This window comes from Streptomyces sp. D2-8, from assembly GCF_023184515.1.
In the GTDB taxonomy this organism is placed as follows: domain Bacteria; phylum Actinomycetota; class Actinomycetes; order Streptomycetales; family Streptomycetaceae; genus Streptomyces.
Map to the genome: position 1 here is coordinate 66,186 of NZ_JAAHBP010000018.1, position 18,667 is coordinate 84,852.

19 protein-coding genes and 3 pseudogenes are annotated in these 18,667 nt (G+C 70.3%); 16 read left to right on the forward strand and 6 right to left on the reverse strand.

The features are described 5' to 3' along the window. Nucleotides 1–92: 92 nt before the first annotated feature. A pseudogene (locus G3I77_RS27535) lies at nt 93–269 on the forward strand (aminoglycoside phosphotransferase); the annotation flags it as partial. A 136-nt stretch (nt 270–405) separates the two neighbouring features. On the opposite strand, the gene G3I77_RS27540 reads toward G3I77_RS27535, so the two are convergent. Further along, nucleotides 406–690: a hypothetical protein gene (locus tag G3I77_RS27540; protein ID WP_248508001.1), complete on the reverse strand. Its 285-nt coding sequence runs from the start codon at nt 688–690 to the stop codon at nt 406–408. On the opposite strand from G3I77_RS27540, the gene G3I77_RS27545 reads away from it, so the two are divergent. After that, a complete protein-coding gene (locus G3I77_RS27545; RefSeq protein ID WP_248508002.1) occupies nt 690–1,016 on the forward strand; it encodes a beta-galactosidase small subunit in 327 nt (108 codons plus the stop codon). The two genes, G3I77_RS27540 and G3I77_RS27545, sit on opposite strands and share 1 nt — an antisense overlap. A gap of 31 nt (nt 1,017–1,047) precedes the next feature. Here G3I77_RS27545 and G3I77_RS27550 read toward each other — a convergent pair whose 3' ends face one another. Further along, entirely contained in the window at nt 1,048–1,233 is a 186-nt protein-coding gene (locus G3I77_RS27550) for a substrate-binding domain-containing protein (RefSeq protein ID WP_248508003.1), read from the reverse strand. A gap of 185 nt (nt 1,234–1,418) precedes the next feature. Here G3I77_RS27550 and G3I77_RS27555 point away from each other — a divergent pair, with 185 nt between their 5' ends. The 3 genes and pseudogenes from G3I77_RS27555 to G3I77_RS40935 all read left to right on the forward strand — a co-directional run bounded on the left by G3I77_RS27555 (nt 1,419) and on the right by G3I77_RS40935 (nt 2,846). After that, nucleotides 1,419–2,045, forward strand: a complete 627-nt coding sequence (locus G3I77_RS27555; RefSeq protein ID WP_248508004.1) for a hypothetical protein — start codon at nt 1,419–1,421, stop codon at nt 2,043–2,045. Between the two features lie 293 nt (nt 2,046–2,338). Then, nucleotides 2,339–2,632: pseudogene (locus tag G3I77_RS40930) on the forward strand (X2-like carbohydrate binding domain-containing protein); the annotation flags it as partial. Then, nucleotides 2,517–2,846: a hypothetical protein gene (locus tag G3I77_RS40935; RefSeq protein WP_308311423.1), complete on the forward strand. Its 330-nt coding sequence runs from the start codon at nt 2,517–2,519 to the stop codon at nt 2,844–2,846. The pseudogene G3I77_RS40930 and the gene G3I77_RS40935, both read left to right, overlap by 116 nt. Before the next feature lie 220 nt (nt 2,847–3,066). On the opposite strand, the gene G3I77_RS27565 is transcribed toward G3I77_RS40935, so the two are convergent. Further along, nucleotides 3,067–4,128 carry a LacI family DNA-binding transcriptional regulator gene (locus tag G3I77_RS27565; RefSeq protein WP_248508133.1) on the reverse strand — a complete coding sequence of 354 codons (1,062 nt, stop codon included), beginning with the start codon at nt 4,126–4,128 and terminating at the stop codon, nt 3,067–3,069. Nucleotides 4,129–4,561: 433 nt separating this feature from the next. Here G3I77_RS27565 and G3I77_RS27570 point away from each other — a divergent pair. Next, nucleotides 4,562–4,882, forward strand: a pseudogene (locus G3I77_RS27570) (MarR family winged helix-turn-helix transcriptional regulator); the annotation flags it as partial. 110 nt (nt 4,883–4,992) lie between these two features. Here G3I77_RS27570 and G3I77_RS27575 read toward each other — a convergent pair. Further along, nucleotides 4,993–5,436 (reverse strand): ATP-binding protein, encoded by a 444-nt coding sequence (locus tag G3I77_RS27575; RefSeq protein ID WP_248508006.1) that lies wholly within the window; start codon nt 5,434–5,436, stop codon nt 4,993–4,995. A gap of 107 nt (nt 5,437–5,543) precedes the next feature. After that, nucleotides 5,544–5,801, reverse strand: a complete 258-nt coding sequence (locus G3I77_RS27580; RefSeq protein ID WP_248508007.1) for an STAS domain-containing protein — start codon at nt 5,799–5,801, stop codon at nt 5,544–5,546. A gap of 284 nt (nt 5,802–6,085) precedes the next feature. Here G3I77_RS27580 and G3I77_RS27585 point away from each other — a divergent pair, with 284 nt between their 5' ends. The 8 genes from G3I77_RS27585 (at nt 6,086) to G3I77_RS27620 (ending at nt 14,313) form a co-directional block, all read left to right on the forward strand. After that, nucleotides 6,086–6,781 (forward strand): GAF and ANTAR domain-containing protein, encoded by a 696-nt coding sequence (locus G3I77_RS27585; RefSeq protein WP_248508134.1) that lies wholly within the window; start codon nt 6,086–6,088, stop codon nt 6,779–6,781. 452 nt (nt 6,782–7,233) lie between these two features. Beyond that, a complete protein-coding gene (locus tag G3I77_RS27590; protein WP_248508008.1) occupies nt 7,234–8,319 on the forward strand; it encodes an S-(hydroxymethyl)mycothiol dehydrogenase in 1,086 nt (361 codons plus the stop codon). Then, on the forward strand, nt 8,319–8,954 hold the full coding sequence (locus G3I77_RS27595) for an MBL fold metallo-hydrolase (protein WP_248508009.1): 636 nt from the start codon (nt 8,319–8,321) through the stop codon (nt 8,952–8,954). The genes G3I77_RS27590 and G3I77_RS27595 overlap by 1 nt, the downstream gene beginning before the upstream one ends. 310 nt (nt 8,955–9,264) lie before the next feature. Next, a complete protein-coding gene (locus G3I77_RS27600; RefSeq protein WP_248508010.1) occupies nt 9,265–10,326 on the forward strand; it encodes a chorismate-binding protein in 1,062 nt (353 codons plus the stop codon). Between the two features lie 201 nt (nt 10,327–10,527). Next, nucleotides 10,528–11,358 carry a dihydropteroate synthase gene (gene folP, locus G3I77_RS27605; protein WP_308311427.1) on the forward strand — a complete coding sequence of 277 codons (831 nt, stop codon included), beginning with the start codon at nt 10,528–10,530 and terminating at the stop codon, nt 11,356–11,358. A 169-nt stretch (nt 11,359–11,527) separates the two neighbouring features. Next, entirely contained in the window at nt 11,528–11,890 is a 363-nt protein-coding gene (locus tag G3I77_RS27610) for a bifunctional 3-phenylpropionate/cinnamic acid dioxygenase ferredoxin subunit (protein WP_248508012.1), read from the forward strand. Continuing rightward, a complete protein-coding gene (locus G3I77_RS27615; protein WP_248508013.1) occupies nt 11,887–13,050 on the forward strand; it encodes an FAD-dependent oxidoreductase in 1,164 nt (387 codons plus the stop codon). Before G3I77_RS27610 ends, G3I77_RS27615 begins: the two co-directional genes overlap by 4 nt. A 132-nt stretch (nt 13,051–13,182) precedes the next feature. Further along, a complete protein-coding gene (locus tag G3I77_RS27620; RefSeq protein ID WP_248508014.1) occupies nt 13,183–14,313 on the forward strand; it encodes an aromatic ring-hydroxylating dioxygenase subunit alpha in 1,131 nt (376 codons plus the stop codon). Nucleotides 14,314–14,377: 64 nt separating this feature from the next. Here G3I77_RS27620 and G3I77_RS27625 read toward each other — a convergent pair whose 3' ends face one another. Further along, entirely contained in the window at nt 14,378–15,124 is a 747-nt protein-coding gene (locus tag G3I77_RS27625) for an IclR family transcriptional regulator (protein ID WP_248508135.1), read from the reverse strand. 209 nt (nt 15,125–15,333) lie between these two features. Here G3I77_RS27625 and betA point away from each other — a divergent pair, with 209 nt between their 5' ends. Together betA and G3I77_RS27635 are read left to right on the forward strand one after the other, a co-directional pair. Continuing rightward, nucleotides 15,334–16,992 carry a choline dehydrogenase gene (gene betA, locus G3I77_RS27630; RefSeq protein ID WP_248508015.1) on the forward strand — a complete coding sequence of 553 codons (1,659 nt, stop codon included), beginning with the start codon at nt 15,334–15,336 and terminating at the stop codon, nt 16,990–16,992. 195 nt (nt 16,993–17,187) lie between these two features. Beyond that, entirely contained in the window at nt 17,188–18,657 is a 1,470-nt protein-coding gene (locus G3I77_RS27635; RefSeq protein ID WP_248508016.1) for an aldehyde dehydrogenase family protein, read from the forward strand. Nucleotides 18,658–18,667 lie beyond the last annotated feature (10 nt).

Here is an 18,667-nt window from a genome sequence, read left to right on the forward strand (position 1 = left end):
GCTGCTCGACCAGCACCCGGACCTGGCCGGTCGTCCTCTGAAGCTCGGCGCGCGTGGCTGGGACAACCAGCTGTGGCGGCTCGGCAACATCTCGTCCGGTGGTGGACGCCGCGACCCTGCGCCGCGCCCGCGGCTGGGCGGTGCTGACAGCCCTCAGCGGCATCCTCATCGGAGAGGCCGGCCTTCATGGCCGCCCGGGCGGCAAGGCCACCTGGGGCCCACCCGCCCACGCCGCGCTGCGACGCCTCATCGCAACGATCCGCCGATGAACGCGCTGTCCACCGTGGGTGGCAAACGCCTCCGAGGTTGCTGGCACTGGAGGGCGGGAGCCTCTTGCGCAGGGCCGTGATGACGTGAGGCGGGGCAGAGCCACCAGCCAGCCGCTCACCCCGAGGGCCCGCAGGCCTACGGAAGCCCTTCGGCCATGTCGACGATCCGCTCGAAGAAGAACTCGTGCTTGAGGAAGGAGACGTCGTACTCGTGGCCCGGATACGGCGGGATCAGCTGGGCTGCCTGCATCAGTCGCCAGCCGTCCCGCAGCGCCGCCACCCCCGACTCGTAGGGCGGTTCGTCGCTGTCGCCTGTGGTGGGTGAGGTGCGGCCGGTGCCGTCGTACAGCGACCAGCCGACGACGTGCGAGTCCAGGGCGGAGTTGGCCAGGTACAGCACCAGCACCTGCTGCCGCGACAATGCAGACGCCCTATGTCCGCCCGCAGGAGAACGGCAACCGTCCGGACGTCCGCTGGGCGGCCATCGGCGACGGGGCCGGCCGGGGGAGCCGCGTCGAGGGCGAGGACCTCTTCCACCTGGCCGCGCGACGCTGGACCGACCGTGGGCTCGACGCCGCCCGGCACCAGCACGAGCTGATCCCCGGCCCGGTGGTCCACCTGCACACCGACCACGCCGTCCAGGGCCTGGGCAGCGCCTCGGTGGGCCCCGGCGTCCTGCCGCGGCACCGGCTGGAGCTCGGACCGGCCCGATTCACCTTCGTGCTGACGCCGCTCGGCCCGGAATGAAGCACCGAGAGGTACCACCGGGAGACCGGGGTCAGCGGGGTGGCGGAGCGCAGCTCTCGCGGAACGTGAGCACCGGCGCGAGCAAGGTGATCTGATCCGTCGCCCGCCCGTTCACGCGGGCCAGAACCAACTCCATTGCCCGCGTACCGAGTTCGCGCGCGGACCCGGTCGCCGCGGTGAGCCGGGGCGACTGCCGCTCGGCCAGTTCCTCCGGCACAACGCCACCACCGAGGCGTCCTCGGGCACGCCCCGGCCGTAGTCCCGCAACAAGCAGAGCAGAGGGCCGACCGCACCCTCGTTCTGCACCACGAAGCCCGTCGTGCCGGGCCGGTCGGCCAGGATCCGGGCGAGCACCCCGGCTTCGGCGACATCGGCCTGGAACTCCCCGCGCCACCCTGGCCAGTGGCCCCCGCGCGAGCCGCCGACGAGCATGACGACTTCGAGCCGGGCGACGTGCGGCCGTCCTGGATCTCGCTGCGCGACCGCCCAGCCGAGCTGGTCACCCTGAAGGAACGCGACGGCTGGCTGACCCTGCGTGCCCGGGGCGGCTCCCTGGACGAGCCGGACGTGATTCTCCTCGGCCGCCGTCAGCAGCACCTCGCCTTCCGGGCGCGGACCCTCGTCGCCCCCGCCGAAGGCCGCGGCGGCCTGGCCGTCTTCCTGGACGAGCGGCATCACTACAGTGTCGAGGCCGGTCCCGAGGGACGTATCCAGGTGATCACCCGGATCGGCTCGCTGCGTAGCGTCGCCGCTGAACTCACCCTCCCCGTTGCGCCGTTGGTGCTGACCGTGCGCACCGGACCGGCGCCTGAGCCCCAGGACTCGCGCAGCGGCCCCGACTCCCTGGTCTTCGGCGTCGAGACCGCCGACGGCACCGAAACGGAGCTGGCCTCACTGGACGGCCGCTACCTCTCCACCGAAGTGGCAGGTGGTTTCACCGGACGCGTGATCGGCCTGTACACCGCCGCCGGGACGGTTCACTTCGACTGGTTCGAGTACACGCCCGTCTCCGGTGAGGCGGCCCGCTGACCCAGTTCACCGACCGACTCGGCGGCCAGGCGCCATCCCCACAGGCCGCGGTCGGGTGCGGCTCCTGATGACTCCCATGGGTGTCGGACCCGCCCGTCAGCCGGTCACTTCCTTCAGTCCACCGCCGCGGCGCGCGTTCGCGGGGCCGCGGCGGCCCCCCACCCGCACGTCTGAAGGGACAGCACGTTGGATGAGACGCAACGCACCCCACGGCTCGGACACCGGAACCGGTCACGGCCGGGCGGTCGCCTCCGACGCGTCGTCGGCACCCCAACGGCACGACCTTCCGGGGCCTGTGGCACAACGGCACGCAGCTCGTCGCGGGCCGCGACTACACCGTGTCGGGCGACCGGCTCACCCTGACCGCGAGGGCGCTCACCCGCCTCGCGGGGGACCGGTCCCACGGCGTCAGGGCAACAGTGGAGGCCAGGTTCTCGCAGGGGCGGCCCTGGAAGATCGACATCATCTCCAGTGAGGTCCCCGTGCTCTCCGGCGCGAACGGCACCACCACCGGTTCCCTCACCATCCCCACCCGGTACCGCGGAGACGTGCTCGCCACGCTGGAGGCCAAGTACGCCGACGGCAGCAACGCCGGCAGCGCCGACTGGACTCCCTACCAGGAGTACGGCAGGGCCTTCGTCCCGAACCCACACGGCCGGCACCCTCACCCTGACGTCGGACCTCCTGTCCGCGCTCAAGGACGGCCAACGGGCGACCCTCACCTTCCACTTCTGGAGCGGCGCGAAGGTCACCTACCACGTCACCCGCACCGGCACCACGGTCACCGGCTCCACCTCCTGAACCGACCCGCCGCGGCCTACGTCAACGAGGCCGCGGCGGGGCCCCGGCTCCGCACCGCTCAAGTCCTGCGGGGCAACCGGTCACCAGCCGCCCGTCCCTGTCCCAGGAGTGCCGCCAGTCCTTGTCCCAGGAGTGCCGCCCGTTGAACCAGCTCCGCCTCGCCTCCCGTTACGTCCGCGATGGACCGCCCGAGCCAAGAGGGCCGGCGCTCGGAGGTCTCTCAGGCGCGCTTCGGCTTTCTCGGCTTCTTCGGCGGTGGAGCCGTGCTGTCTCGGACGGTCAGCGAGGTGGCGATCTCCACGCCGATCTGGGCAGGCCGCTCACCCCGGCCGAGGGCCAGCGCCAGCTCCGTGGCGACCGACGCCATCTCCGTGAGCGGCTGGTGCACCGTCGTGAGGGGCGGCTCCACCCAGGAGACGACCGGCAGATCGTCGAAGCCCACCACGCTCAGGTCGTCCGGGATGGTGAGTCCCAGTTCGCGCACCGCCTGATAGACGCCCAGGGCCTGGAGGTCGTTGACGGTGAAGATCGCGGTGGGGCGGTCGGGGAGAGTCAGCAGTGCGCGGGCGGCCTGGCAGCCGGCGTCCCGGCTGAGCTCGGCGTGGACGACCAGGTCGCGATCCGCGGGGAGGCCCGCCGCCTCCAGGGCGGAGGAGTAGCCGGCCCGCCGGGCCTGGAAGCAGGACACATCCTCCGGGCCGCCGATCATGGCGATGCGCTGGTGGCCGAGCTCGATCAGATGCCGGGTGGCCGACTGCCCGCCGCGCCAGTTGGTGGCGCCGACGAACGGAACGTCGTCGGGCAGTTCGCCCGTGGGATCGAAGACCACGAACGGGATCTCCTGGTCCCTCAGCTGCTCACGCTCCTCGTCGGAGAGCTGTGCCACGGAGAGCACACAGTGAGGCCTCCGGTCGACCATCTCGTCCACGGTCCGGGCCGGCGTGTCGTGCAGGCCGAACTCGGAGACCATGACCCCGACCCCGTTCTTGCTGGCGGTCCGCTCGACCCCGCGAATGATCTCCACCGCCCACATGCTCTCGAGCTCGCGGAAGACCAGCTCCACGGTGTTGTTGCGGCGGCCGGGGGGCTTCTTGTAGCCGTACCTGTTGATCAGCTCCTCGACCCGGGCACGGGTGTCGCTGGCCACGCCCGACCTGCCGTTGAGCACCTTCGAGACCGTCGGGATCGAGACCCCCGCCGACTGGGCGATATAGGCGATGGTGACCGGCCCCTTGCGGCCCTCGGACCCGTTCCGCTCGCCCTGTGGAGACACTCCCGCCATGCTGTCGGTCACGGTCACCTTTTCCTGGTCGCACAGACTCGCCGCCGAAGGCACGAGAGCGGCCTCGGATCGCGTGTCTTCACCTGCCGCCGTCATTGTGACACCAGATGCCACCAGGTCGATGGTCCCGCCGCCGCCCATGGGCTGCGACGTGGTACGTCACCGTAATGCCCTTGCGGAAGTGGAAGATGAGCGTCGCCGTCCGGCCGTTGAGCTGGTCGCCTCGTCCCCGATCGCTGCAGGGGACTCTATGGCGACGAGGGTGCGGGCGCCCAGGCGTTGTCGGCGACGGCGATGCTGCCCTGGGCGATCGCGCAGAACGGCTGACCGCCGTCGGAGTCCAGCATGGACAGGTCGCAACGGCACACGACCCGGGTACGGCCGGGACCCGGCCGCGGACCGCCGCTGTCCGGCCGCCGCGGGAGTCACCACCGCCCAGCTCGGCGCCCTGTTCGCGATGCACGGCCGGCCGGCCCTGACCCAGCAGGAGCGCGCCGGAGCTCTGGGCCTGCGCCAGTCCGCGGTGACGCCGCTGGTCGGACGGCTCGTTACCGCCGGACTCGTGACCAGGAGTGCCCACCTCCGGGAGCACCGGGCGGTGGTACTGGAATTGACGGCCGCGGGTGCCGCCGCACTGCGCGCCGCCGGTCCGGAGATCGACCGGTTCAACGCGGAGCTTCGCGATCTCCTCGGAGACGACGGCTTCGTTCAAGCCTCGGCCGCACTGGACGAGCTGGCGCACTGGCATCCGTAACCCAGGTTCTCCCGACTCGGCCAGAGGGGAGCTAAGAGGAGGGCGCGGGCCGCGAGTCGGGCACGGTCGCGGGCCACGGCTGGGCGATGAGTTGGAGCACGGTATGCGCCCTAGCCGACGGGGTCGGGCAGGGCGAGTTCGGCTATGACCTGCTTGCCGTCACGGGTCGGCCGGGTGTCGAAGCGGGTGCACAGGCGGGCGACCAGGTGCAGTCCGTGTCCGCCGACGCGGTGCCTGTCGGGTGCGAGCAGTACGGGCCGGTCCGGTGAGCCGTCACGGACGGTGATCCGCAAACGGTTCTCCTCCGTCACTTCCAGTAGGAGCCCACCGGGCCCCGGGGCGTGGCGCAGCGCGTTGGTGACCAGTTCGCTGACGACGATCTGCGCATCCTGGCTGACGGTGTGACTCGGAGGATGACCCGCCCGGGCGAGCAGGAGGCGTGCTGCGTGCCGGGTCTGGGTGATGGACATGCCTTCGGTGCCCCAGACGATGCCGTAGCGCAAGGGTGCTGCCTGGTGCTCATCCGGCGCCTGCTTCCTAAGCGGGATGATCATGATCTTTCCTGTAACGGTGAAAGGAATTCCGGTTACTGATCGTTTCTGTTTCGGGAGTTTCACTTACCCACTGTGGCCGCCCTTATGGGGGGCGCACCATCACGTCCTCATGTCCGAATCTTCCACCGTGAAGTGTTCCCGCGTGCCGCTGAGGTCGAGAAGCCTGCTGACCGCGGGCTGGAGGGGCCGAGCAGGATGAACCGACGGCCGTGGGAGTCGTGGCGGCGGCGGGCGTCGAGGAGGGCGTTGAGGAGCATGCTGTCGGCGAAGGTCACCTGGGACAGGTCCACCACTGTGGTGAGAAGGGCCGCCTGGTCGGCGGCCTGCCAGGGGGCTTCGAAGTCCTCGGCGTCCTCATAGTCCACTTCACCTCGCACGATCAGTCGGAACACCTGGTCGTCGTGTTTGACGTGCACCTTTGGGTCGAGGGCCGAATACATTCGGCCATCCTCACATGGAACAGAAGCCAGCCGCCGTGAAGGGCGTCACGCGCCCCACGCGGCAGAGCCCTTGGACCGTGGCCCGGCATGAACGCCGACGCGTATCGAGGGCTGTGCGGGTATCAGCACAGCGAGAGCAGGTCGTGAGTTCATGCTGTGGGAGGTGAGAGGCAGTGAAGCGGCTCGATTGCGATCAGCGCACGCTCGACATGATCGACTGGCTGTTGGAGACCGACTCGCTGCGGGAGTTTCTTCAGCGTTTGGTCGACGACGCGGTCAGTGCCTCCGGTGCGGACGGCTGCGGTGTGACGCTGCAGAGGAGAGGCCGGCCGCTGACCGTGGTCAGCACCGGGGAAGTGGCCGACAAGCTGGATGAGAAGCAGTACGGCCAGGACGACGGCCCCTGCCTGCAGGCCCTGCGTACCGGTCGGATCGTCCATGTGCCCGAGATGCTGGAGGAATCCCGGTGGGGACCTTATCCGCGCTTCGCGGCGGACCTGGGCGTCCGTTCTTCGATGTCCCTGCCGATTCCCGCACACAGCCACACCGCCGGGGCGCTGAACTTCTACGCCACCGACCCGGACGCCTTCACCGACAGCGACCGGCACGCGCTGAAGCTGTCCACAGCCCAGGTGGGCGGCGGGATCGCACTGGCGCAGCGGCTGGCCGACGCGGAAGACTTCGCCCGCGATCTCCAGACCGCACTCGCCTCACGCCGGGTGATCGACCAGGCCATCGGCAGCGTCATGCAACAACAGCAGTGCACCGAGGAAGAGGCTTTCGACTTGCTGCGCCGGCTGTCACAGCAGACCAACCTCAAACTCCACGACGTCTGCACACGGCTGCTGACCGACATAGCCGGCCGTCCCCCCACACCCGCTCCGCCGCTGCGCCCTCGTCCGTGACGGCACCTCGCGAAGGACGTGCGTACGCGCGACTCAGCTGTGCCGGCACGCCGTACCAACTGTCACCCCGTGAGGGGGCCGGTCAGCCGGCCGGCGACAGCCGTTCGCTCCCGCGGCCACGACAGCTGCGCACTCGCCCGCCCGGCTTCCCTGGCCGGAGGGCGCATCCCCGACGGCGCGGGCCTGTTGCCCGGAGCGCCAGGTGTGGCTTCACCCGTTCCTCGACGCCCTGCCCACCGTCGGCGTCACCGGCCCAGGCGCCCGCCGGCGGTTCGCCAGTGGAACGACCGTGGCGTTGACCCCGCGGGCTGAGCTGCCCGGCCGAGTCGACACGGTTGGTGTCAACCCCTTGACCCTCGGCGTGCTCCTCCACGATGCTCGGTTGCGTATAGCGGTGCGTGTATCGAATGAGGCAACGCACTCGCGAGGGTATCCCGCTTGAGGAGCAGCTCATGGCTCACGAGGTTCGTGCCGTCGTCGCCCGGAAGAAGGGCGCACCGGTCTCCGTCGAGACGATCGTCGTCCCGGATCCGGGTCCGGGTGAGGCGCTGGTCAAGGTCGAGGCCTGCGGCGTCTGTCATACCGATCTCCATTATCGCGAGGGCGGGATCAACGACGACTTCCCCTTCCTTCTGGGGCACGAGGCGGCAGGTCGCGTCGAGGCGGTCGGAGAGGGAGTCACCGGCGTGGAGCCCGGCGACTTCGTCATCCTCAACTGGCGTGCGGTGTGCGGCCAGTGCCGGGCTTGCAGCAAGGGCAAGCCCTGGTACTGCTTCGCCACCCACAACGCCACACAACCGATGACGCTGCTCGACGGCACCCCGCTCTCGCCCGCCCTCGGCATCGGCGCCTTCGCGGAGAAGACGCTCGTCGCCGCCGGGCAGTGCACCAAGGTGGACCCCGCGGCCCCGGCGGCGGCAGCCGGTCTGCTCGGGTGCGGCGTCATGGCCGGCTTCGGCGCGGCCGTGAACACCGGCGCCGTCGGCCGGGGGGACTCCGTCGCCGTCATCGGCTGCGGCGGCGTCGGCATGGCCGCCGTCGCGGGGGCGAGGCTCGCCGGAGCGAGCAAGGTCATCGCCGTCGACATCGACCAGCGCAAGCTGGACCGGGCCATGGCCATGGGGGCCACCCACATCGTCGACGGGGCGAAGGGCGACGTCGTGGAAGCGGTGCGCGAACTGACGGGCGGCTTCGGCGCGGACGTCGTCGTGGAGGCGGTCGGTCGCCCCGAGACGTACCGTCAGGCCTTCTACGCCCGCGACCTGGCCGGCACGGTCGTGCTGGTCGGCGTGCCCACCCCGGAGATGAAGGTGGAGCTGCCCCTGCTCGACGTCTTCGGGCGGGGCGGCTCACTGAAGTCCAGCTGGTACGGCGACTGCCTGCCCTCGCGCGACTTCCCGGCCCTCATCGACCTGTATCTGGGAGGCCGTTTCGACCTGGACGCGTTCGTCTCCGAGACCATCGGCCTCGGTGACGTGGAGGAGGCGTTCGAGAAGATGCACCGCGGCGACGTGCTGCGCTCGGTGGTGGTGCTGTGATGGCCGGCGCGCCGCGCATCGAACACCTCGTCACCAGCGGGACCTTCAGCCTCGACGGCGGGACCTGGGACGTCGACAACAACGTTTGGATCATCGGTGACGACGACGAGGTGGTCGTCATCGACGCGGCGCACGATTCCGACGCCGTCCTGGAGACCGTCGGTGACCGTCGCCTCTCGGCCGTCGTGTGCACCCACGCCCACGACGACCATGTGCGCGCCGCACCGGACGTCGCTCTGGCCACGGGCGCGCCCATCCTCCTGCACCCCGACGACCAGGTGTTGTGGAAGATGGTGCACCCCAACCGTCGGCCCGACAGGCCGCTCGCCGACGGTGACGAACTCAGGGTGGCGGGCATCGGCCTGCGTGTGCTCCACACGCCCGGACACGCTCCGGGTGCCGTGTGCCTGTACGCCCCCGAACTGGGCGCGCTGTTCAGCGGTGACACGCTGTTCGCAGGAGGACCCGGCGCGACCGGGCGTTCCTACAGCGACTTCGGCACGATCATCGGCTCCATCGGTGACCGGCTGCTGACCCTCCCGGGCGAGACGGTCGTCCACACCGGACACGGCGGGACGACGACCGTCGAGGCGGAGGCACCACACCTGGAGGAATGGGCCGCCCGCGGCTGGTGACAGGGCTGCCGCCATGCCGGCCGGGGCGAGCGAATGCCCGCATGTCTCCTCGCTCGAGACCCGCGAACGAGAGCCCGCCCCGATCGGCATGCCAGCGCGATCCCGTCGGCACGCCCGCGTACCTGCCAGGCACGCCCACGTACCTGGCGGGCATGCCCGTGACACCGGCCATGGGCGGCCGTGACACCGGCCATGGTGGCCATGGTGGTCGTGGCCTCGGCCGTGGTGGACGTGCCCCCCGGCCGCCGTGGCCAGGAACGACCGTAAAGACGCAGGACCATCCGCCCCGTCGGCCCCCGGACGAACCGCCATGCACGCTCCCGCCCCGATGGCCCGCTTCGGCGGCCTCGTCGCCACTGATCTGCGCGAGGTGACCAGCGACCCCGCCGCCTTGGACTCCTCCGGCTTCTGGGCGGTCGTCGCGGACTTCGAAGGCCGCCTGGTCTGCGCGCGGTTCGGCAGGCTGCGCCGCGCGCAGGTACCCGCGCCGCGGACCGGCGGCTGGCCGGGCCCGGCCGCCGGCGACTGGACCTCGTCGCTGGACCGCACCGCCTACATCGCGGGCGTGCGCCGCATCCGCGAGCACATCGCGGCGGGCGATGTCTACCAGGCCAATCTCTGCCGCGTGCTCTCCGCACCCCTGCCCGCCCCGGCCGCCGCCGACATCGACGCGCTGACCGCGCTGCTCGCCCGAGGCAACCCCGCGCCCTACGCCGGTACGGTCCGGCTTCCCGCGCACGGTGTCGAAGTGGCCACCGCCTCACCCGAACTCTTCCTGCGCCGCACCGGCCGGATCGTGGAGTCCGGGCCGATCAAGGGCACGGGCCGTACCGCGGGCGACCTGCTGGAGAAGGACCATGCCGAGAACGTGATGATCGTGGATCTGGTCCGCAACGACCTGGGGCGGGTCTGCGCCACCGGCTCCGTGACCGTTCCGGCCCTGTGCGCCGTCGAGCGGCACCCGGGCCTGGTGCATCTCGTCTCCACCGTGCGCGGGGAACTGGCGCGGGGCGCGGGCTGGCCCGAGCTGATGGCCGGGGCCTTCCCGCCGGGTTCCGTGACCGGCGCGCCCAAATCCAGCGCCCTGCGCATCATCGACGCCCTGGAGACCGCGCCCCGCGGCCCCTACTGCGGTGCCGTCGGTTGGGTCGACGCCGACCGGGGGACCGGTGAACTGGCCGTGGCCATCCGCACCTTCTGGATCGACCGTGCCGCTCCGGCGGGGCCGGTGCTGCGTTTCGGTACGGGCGCCGGCATCACCTGGGGGTCCGACCCCGGGCTGGAGTGGGACGAGACCGAACTGAAGGCCTCTCGGCTGCTCCCTCTGGCGTCGGGGCCGCAGAGGGAGGCCGAGGCCTTCCACCTGCCTTGACAGTGCCGCACGGCCGTCCTCAGACTCGTTGCTCAGATCGCACATTGTTCCTCTATATGCAACGAGGTCAACCGGTCCCATGATGATTCCCGCACACCTCCTCGCCGATACCCGAGTCGCATGAGCACCGCCGCCCGGCCCGGCGAGGCCGCTCCCGCGCTCCGTCCGCGAGGTCTTCCCCGTCCTGACCGGACCCTTGTGATGGGCATCGTGAACGTCACGCCCGACTCGTTCTCCGACGGCGGGCGGTGGTTCGACCCGCGACGGGCCGTCGCGCACGGCCTCGCGCTGCTCGACGAGGGCGCGGACATCCTGGACGTGGGTGGCGAGTCGACCCGCCCCGGCGCCGCGCGCCCGGAAGTGGGGGAGGAGCTGCGGCGCGTACTGCCGGTCGTGCGCGAACTCGCCGCCGCGGGTGCGACGGTCAGCGTCGACACCATGCGGGCCGAGGTCGCCGCCCGCGCCATGGAGGCCGGCGCCGCCCTGGTCAACGACGTCTCCGGCGGACTCGCCGACCCGGCGATGCTCCCGCTGATGGCGCGGGCCGGGACGCCCTACGTCCTCATGCACTGGCGCGGGCACTCCGCGGGGATGCAGGCGAACGCCGTGTACGACGACGTCGTCACCGACGTGGTCGACGAGTTGCGGGCGAGAGTCGACGTGGCCCTGCGCGCCGGGGTCCCGGTGGACTGTCTCGTCGTCGACCCGGGGCTCGGGTTCGCCAAGCACGCCGAGCACAACTGGCGGCTGCTCGGCCGTCTCCCGGAGGTCGCCGCGCTCGGCCGGCCGGTTCTGGTGGGTGCGGCACGGAAGTCCTTTCTGGGCCACCTGCTGGCGGACCCGGAGACGGGGCGGCCCCGGCCGGCGCACCTGCGGGACGCGGCCACCTCGGCGGTGTCGGTCCTGGCCGCCGCGCAGGGCGCCTGGTGCGTGCGCGTCCATGACGTCGCCTCGACGGCCGACGCGGTGCGCGTGACCGCGCGGTGGGGTCTTGAATCCACCGCGAATCAGCACTCCACGCTCCGGTTCTGAGGGGCGGCCCGCTCCGACCTGCGTTTCTTATGATGCAGGACGTTGTGTAATGCGCAACGCAAAATATTGGCGTCGACCGTCCATCGAACTCCTTGACAAGGATTCGCGGGCGCCTTCAAACTGGCGTTGCGTTCACCGCAATCCGTTTCGCTATACGCACCGAGGTGTCATGATGATTGCCGCGTGCCGTCTCGTGGATCTGCCCCGAGGCGAGGCCCACAGGCTCGACATCGACCCGCCGGTCTCGGTGTTCCACACCGATGACGGCGAACTCTTCGCCATCGACGACACATGCACCCACCAGGACGCCTCGCTCGCTGACGGCTGGCTGGAGGGCTGCGAGGTCGAATGCCCGCTGCACGCCTCGAAGTTCAACCTCAAAACCGGAGCTGTCGACGCCCCGCCGGCCAAGCTCCCGGTGCGCACGCACGAGGTCTTCGTCGAGGACGGCATGATCTACGTCCGGCTGTCCATGGCAGCCCCGAACCTGCCTCCCTGCATCGCCGCCCGTCTCGCCGGGGGCGTCGCGTGAGGACCGTGGCCGTGGTGGGCGCGTCGCTGGCCGGTCTGTCGGCGGCGCGCTCGTTGCGGAAGCAGGGGTACGACGGACGGCTGGTCGTCATCGGCGACGAAGTCCATCGGCCGTACGACAGGCCGCCCCTGTCCAAGGAGTTCCTGTCCGGCGGCGTCGGCGAGGCCGATCTCGCGCTGGAGCCGGACGGCGAGGACCTGCAAGCGGAGTGGCTGCTCGGAGCCCGCGCCGTCGGACTCGACGCCACGCCCCGCGCCGTGCGGCTCAGTGACGGCCGGGAGGTGCGGGCCGACGGCATCGTCATCGCCACCGGCGCCGCCGCCCGGACCCTGCCCGGCATGGACGGACTGGCCGGTGTGCACACCCTGCGCACGCTGGACGACGCCCGGGCCCTGCGGGACGAACTGTCCCGGGGCGGACGCCTGGTCGTGATCGGCGGCGGCTTCATCGGTGCCGAGGTCGCCTCCACTGCCCGCGCCCTCGGCCTGGACGTGACCATCGTCGAGGCGGCGCCCACGGCATTGGCCGGACCGCTCGGCCCGGCCATGGGGCGCATCGTCTCCGCCCTCCACGCGGACCACGGCGTACGCCTGTTGTGCGGCGTGGGCGTCAAGGGGCTGAGCGGCGAGACCCGCGTCGACGCGGTCCTGATGGAGGACGGCCGGAGCATCCCCGCCGACATCGTGGTCGTGGGTGTCGGGGCCCGTCCCTGCGTCGAGTGGCTGGCCGGATCCGGTGTCGAACTCGACGACGGTGTCAAGTGCGGTGCGGACGGCCGTACCAGCCTGGCCGGGGTGGTCGCGGTCGGCGACTGCGCCTCCTGGTACGACCCGCGCGCAGGCACCCACCGCCGGGTCGAGCACTGGACCGGCGCCCGGGAACGTCCGGACGCGGCCGTGGCCGCCCTGCTGTCCTGGGGCGAGTCCGAGCCGGGCCTGCCCCGGGCTCCGTACTTCTGGTCCGACCAGTACGGCGTGAAGATCCAGTTCGTCGGCAACGTGGCTCGCGCCGACAGCGTGACGATCGAGGAAGGCACCGCGGACGAGCGCAACGTCCTGGCCGTCTACCGGCGTGCCGGACATCCGGTCGCCGTGCTCGGGATGAACCAGCCGCGGCTGTTCATGCGCTGGCGCAAGCATCTCGCGGCCCAGGCGCCCTGACAGGGGCGTAGGCCCCGTGCTCACAGCCGCTCCTGCACAGGGAGCGGCGCCGCTCCTTACCCGACGACGTCCGGTGTCGCTCGTCCCGGCGCGTGCATGCCCGATCCACGACGTATCCCCGAGGAGTGCACTGTGACTTCGACCGGCCTGCCGGAAAGCCTCATCGCCACCCTCCCCGGCTCCTCCTACACGGATCCCGAGATCTTCGCCCAGGAGCAGGAACGCATCTTCGAGGCGATGTGGTTCTGCGCCGTGCGCTCCGCCGACCTCGCCGGGCCCGGTGCCTTCCGGACCGTCGAGGTGGGCCGCGAGAGCGTCCTGATCACCCGCGCACGGGACAACTCCATACGCGCCTTCCTCAACGTCTGCCGACACCGCGGAGCCAAGCTCTGCACGGCGGAGGCGGGCGAGGTCAAACGCGCCTTCCAATGCCCCTATCACGCCTGGACGTACGACCTGACGGGCAAACTCGTCGCGGCACCCAACCTCACCAAGATGCCCGACATCAGCCGCACCGCGTACGGCCTGGCGGCAGTGGCCACGCGGGAATGGCTCGGCTACGTGTGGGTGTGCCTCGCGGAGACCCCGCCCCCCTTCGACGAGGTCGTGGGGGATGTCGTCGCGCGCCTGGGCGACACGGAGTCGATCGAGCACTACGACATCGACAGCCTCGAGGTCGGCAAGCGCATCGTCTACGACGTGAAGGCGAACTGGAAGCTCATCGTCGAGAACTTCATGGAGTGCTATCACTGCGCGACGATCCACCCCGAGCTGACCGAGGTGCTCCCCGAGGTCGCCGAGGGGTACGCCGCCCAGTACTACGTGGGCCACGGTGCCGAGTTCGGCGACGAGGTCAAGGGCTTCACCGTCGACGGCTCCGAAGGCCTCGACCGCATTCCAGGCATCACCGAGGACCAGGACCGCCGTTACTACGCGATCACCGTCCGGCCGCAGGTCTTCATCAACCTCGTGCCCGACCATGTGATCTTCCACCGGATGTACCCGGTCGCCGTGGATCGCACCATCGTCGAGTGCGACTGGCTCTACCTCAAGCACGTCGTGGAGAGCGGCAAGGACGTCAGCCGATCGGTTGAGCTGTTCGACCGGGTCAACCGTCAGGACTTCGACGCGTGCGAGCGCTGTCAGCCCGCCATGAGCTCCCGGCTGTACGCCAAGGGCGGGATCCTCGTGCCCAGCGAGCATCACATCGGTGAGTTCCACGCCTTCGTCCAGGAGCGGCTGGGCGTGGGGCTGCCACAGTAGTGGCGGTTCACGGGCGGGCCGGCATCTGGAGTGCGGGGCGCCCGTCGAAGGCGGCGCGGCGGGGTCAGCCCAGGTAGCCCATGCGATGGCTGATCTCGTCCGCGCCCTTGACCAGCACCGGAGCGAGGTCGTGCATACGGTCCTCGGTGAGCCGGTACGCCGGTCCGGAGGCGCTGATCGCCGCGATGACGTCTCCGTCCCTGTTGCGTACCGGGGCGGCCATGGCGTGCAGCCCGATCTCGAACTCCTCCAGGGTCCAGGAGTAGCCACGTTCGAGCGCCTCGGCGAGGTTCTTCTCGAGCTTGGTCTTCGCGGTCAGGGTGCGGGGGGTCACCTTCTTCAGACCGACCGCCGACAGCAGCGCGGCACGCTCCTTCGCCGGCATGTGGGCCAGCAGGATCTTGCCGCTGGAGGTGGCGTGCAGCGGCGTCAGCTGGCCGACCCAGTTGAACGCCGTGACGGCACCCGGGCCGCGCACCTGGTACAGGTTGATCGCGTACTGCTGCTGCATCACGGCGAGGTTCACGGTCTCGCCGATCTCCTCGGCGAGACGCTCGCAGACCGGGCGGCTCTGCTGGGTGATGTCGATGCGGCCGGTGACCGCGCCGGCAAGGCGGACGATGCCGAAACCGAGGCGGTACTTGCCGCGCTCGCCCGCCTGTTCCACCAGGCCGCGTCCCTCCAGAGCGCCCAACAGCCGGAACGCGGTCGACTTGTGGACGTCGATCTCGGCGGCCACCTCGCTGACGCCGGCCTCGCCGCGCCGGGCCAGGATCTCCAGCACGGTGATGGCGCGGTCGACGGACTGCACCCCACCGGTCGGGGCAGTCGTCGTTTCGGTATCTGGATGGTAGTTGCTCACAACGCAACTATACGGCCGTTAAACATAGGCGACAGCGGTGCAGGTCACGAGCCTGGTGCCAGCCATGTGCAAGTTGCGTTGTTCGCAACCTGGTGCGCATAGCGATACGGGTACTAGCATGCCGCGCATTCTCAACGGCGCGAGCGAGACGAGGCCTCATGGCTGACTTGCAGTACGACTTCGTCATCGTCGGTGGTGGATCGGCCGGCAGTGCACTGGCCAACCGGCTCTCCGCGGACCCCGGCAACCAGGTACTGGTCCTGGAGGCGGGCAGGCCCGACTACCCCTGGGACGTCTTCATCCACATGCCCGCGGCACTGACCTACCCGATCGGCAGCCGGTTCTACGACTGGAAGTACGAGTCCGAACCGGAGCCCCACATGGGCGGCCGGCGCGTCTACCACGCGCGAGGCAAGGTGCTGGGCGGTTCCAGCAGCATCAACGGCATGATCTTCCAGCGCGGCAACCCCATGGACTACGAGCGCTGGGCGGCCGACCCGGGCATGAAGACCTGGGACTACGCACACTGCCTGCCGTACTTCCGGCGGATGGAGAACTGTCTCGCCGCCGACCCGGACGACGAGTTCCGCGGTCACGACGGTCCTCTCGTCCTGGAACGCGGGCCTGGGGCCAACCCGCTCTTCAAGGCCTTCCTGAAGGCTTCCGAGGAGGCGGGTCATGCCCCCACCGACGACGTGAACGGCTACCGGCAGGAAGGTTTCGCCAGGTTCGACCGCAACGTCCACCGCGGCCGCCGCCTGTCGGCCTCCAAGGCGTACCTCAAACCCGTGCGAAAGCGCCCCAACCTCACGATCAAGACACGCGCCCTGGTCACCCGCGTCCTCTTCGAAGGCAAGCGGGCCGTCGGCGTCGAGTACCGGCGAGGCCGCGGCAGACCCCAGCGGGTGCGTGCCCGCGAGATCATCCTCTGCGGAGGCGCGATCAACTCCCCGCAACTGCTCCAGCTCTCGGGCGTCGGCAACGCCGAGGAACTGCGCGCGCTCGGCATCGACGTCGTACACGATCTGCCGGGTGTCGGCGAGAACCTCCAGGACCACCTGGAGGTGTACATCCAGTACGGCTGCAAGCAGCCCGTCTCCATGCAGCCGTACCTCGCGAAGTGGCGCGCCCCCTTCATCGGCCTGCAGTGGCTCTTCCGTACCGGCCCCGCCGCGACCAACCACTTCGAAGCGGGCGGCTTCGTCCGCGGCAACGACGACGTGCCCTATCCCAACCTGATGTTCCACTTCCTGCCCGTCGCGGTCCGCTACGACGGCTCCGTGCCCGCCGGCGGGCACGGCTACCAGGTGCACGTCGGGCCCATGTACTCCGATGCCATCGGCTCGGTGAAGATCAAGAGCAAGGACCCGGCCGAACACCCCGCGCTGCGCTTCAACTACCTGTCCACCGAGCAGGACCGCCGCGAGTGGGTCGAGGCCGTCAGGGTCGCCCGCGAGCTGCTCAACCAGCCCGCCATGGCCCCGTACAACGCCGGGGAGATCTCGCCGGGACCCTCCGTCGAGACCGACGAGGAGATCCTCGCCTGGGTCGCCAAGGACGGCGAGACCGCGCTGCATCCGTCGTGCACCTGCAAGATGGGCACCGACGAGATGGCCGTCGTGGATCCGGTCAGTATGCGGGTGCACGGGGTGGAGGGGCTGCGTGTCGTCGACGCGTCGGTGATGCCCTACATCACCAACGGCAACATCTACGCGCCTGTCATGATGATCGCGGAAAAGGCGGCCGACCTCATCCTGGGGAAGAACCCGCTGCCGCCGTCCACCGCCGCGTATTACCGGCACCGCTCCCAGCCGTAACCACCAGTTTTCAGACAGTCGGCAGGCCCGGAGGCGAGGCGCTCCGGGCCTGCCGCGTAGTCTCACCGTGGCTGTCTCCTTGGCATAACGTCATCGGTCACCCCCTTGACGTGGGGTGCAGCCTTCTACAAAGTGTTCCACCACAAGCAATTCGGTGCACGATGCGCAACGCGATTCCTTCGAAGGGCCCTCGACGTGGCAGATCTGTACGTGGATGGAAAATGGCGGGATCCCGTGGCCGGGGGCCACCGGGACATCCGCTGTCCCGCCGACGGTACGCTCTCCGCGACCGTGTCCGAATGTACGCGCCCCGACACCGAGGCGGCCATCGCCGCCGCCCGCCGGGCCTTCGACGAAGGTCCCTGGCCGCGCACCTCCGAGCGCGAGCGCGGCGCACTCCTCCTGCGCACGGCCGAGATCCTCGAGCGCGACGCCGACGCGTTCGCCCGCGCCGAATCGCTGGACACCGGCAAACGGCTGGTGGAGAGCGAGTACGACATCGCCGATGTCATCTCCTGCTTCCGCTACTACGGAGGGCTCGGCGGCACCGATGCCGGCCGGGTGATCGACACCGGCCGGGAGGACGCCGTCAGCCGCGTCGTGTACGAGCCGATCGGTGTGTGCGGACTGATCACCCCGTGGAACTACCCGCTGCTCCAGGCGAGTTGGAAGGTCGCCCCCGCTCTCCTCGCGGGCAACACGATCGTCCTCAAGCCCAGCGAACTCACCCCCTCCACCTCGATCCTGCTGATGCGGGCCCTCGAGGAGGCCGGGCTCCCGGACGGAGCGGCCAACCTCGTCCTGGGGGCCGGGCCCGAGGCGGGCGCACCCCTCGCCGAGCACCCCGCCGTCGACCTGGTCTCCTTCACCGGAGGCCTGGACACCGGCAGACGCATCATGGCCACCGCCGCCGCGACCGTGAAGAAGGTCGCGCTGGAACTCGGCGGCAAGAACCCCAATGTCGTCTTCGCCGACGCCGACTTCGAGACGGCCGTGGACTTCGCGCTCACGGCCGTCTTTCTGCATTCTGGGCAGGTCTGCTCGGCCGGCGCCCGGCTGATCGTCGAGGACTCGCTGCACGACCGGTTCGTCGACGAGGTGGTTCGCCGCGCCCGGCTGATCCGCCTCGGCGGCCCCTTCGACCCGCAGGCCGACACCGGAGCGCTGATCTCCGCACAGCACCTGGCGAAGGTCGAGGCGTATGTCGCGGCCGGACTCGCCGAAGGTGCCGTCCTGCGCTGCGGAGGCGAGCGCCCCGACGACCCGGCCCTGGCGAACGGCCACTTCTACCCGCCCACCGTGCTCGACGAGTGCGGTCAGGACATGCGCGTGGTGCACGAGGAGTCCTTCGGGCCCGTGCTCACCGTGGAGCGCTTCACCGGCGAGGACGACGCGGTGCGCATCGCCAACGACACCGAGTACGGACTCGCGGGCGCCGTCTGGACCCAGGACGCCGGCAAGGCCCAGCGGGTCGCCCGCCGGCTGCGCCACGGCACGGTGTGGATCAACGACTACCACCCCTATGTCCCGCAGGCGGAATGGGGCGGGTTCGGGCACTCCGGCGTGGGCCGCGAGCTGGGACCCACCGGACTGGAGGAGTACCGCGAGGCGAAACACATCTGGCAGAACATCCACCCGCGGCCGCAGCACTGGTTCCGCGGCTGAACGCCGAAAG

What these genes read in the sequence shown, in the direction of transcription:
- G3I77_RS27545 (WP_248508002.1), top strand. Translation starts at nt 690, where the DNA reads ATGCAGACGCCCTATGTCCGCCCGCAGGAGAACGGCAACCGTCCGGAC.
- G3I77_RS27565 (WP_248508133.1), bottom strand. Translation starts at nt 4,128, where the DNA reads ATGGCGGGAGTGTCTCCACAGGGCGAGCGGAACGGGTCCGAGGGCCGC.
- G3I77_RS27575 (WP_248508006.1), bottom strand. Translation starts at nt 5,436, where the DNA reads ATGATCATCCCGCTTAGGAAGCAGGCGCCGGATGAGCACCAGGCAGCA.
- G3I77_RS27585 (WP_248508134.1), top strand. Translation starts at nt 6,086, where the DNA reads ATGATCGACTGGCTGTTGGAGACCGACTCGCTGCGGGAGTTTCTTCAG.
- G3I77_RS27590 (WP_248508008.1), top strand. Translation starts at nt 7,234, where the DNA reads ATGGCTCACGAGGTTCGTGCCGTCGTCGCCCGGAAGAAGGGCGCACCG.
- G3I77_RS27595 (WP_248508009.1), top strand. Translation starts at nt 8,319, where the DNA reads ATGGCCGGCGCGCCGCGCATCGAACACCTCGTCACCAGCGGGACCTTC.
- G3I77_RS27600 (WP_248508010.1), top strand. Translation starts at nt 9,265, where the DNA reads ATGCACGCTCCCGCCCCGATGGCCCGCTTCGGCGGCCTCGTCGCCACT.
- folP (WP_308311427.1), top strand. Translation starts at nt 10,528, where the DNA reads ATGGGCATCGTGAACGTCACGCCCGACTCGTTCTCCGACGGCGGGCGG.
- G3I77_RS27610 (WP_248508012.1), top strand. Translation starts at nt 11,528, where the DNA reads ATGATGATTGCCGCGTGCCGTCTCGTGGATCTGCCCCGAGGCGAGGCC.
- betA (WP_248508015.1), top strand. Translation starts at nt 15,334, where the DNA reads ATGGCTGACTTGCAGTACGACTTCGTCATCGTCGGTGGTGGATCGGCC.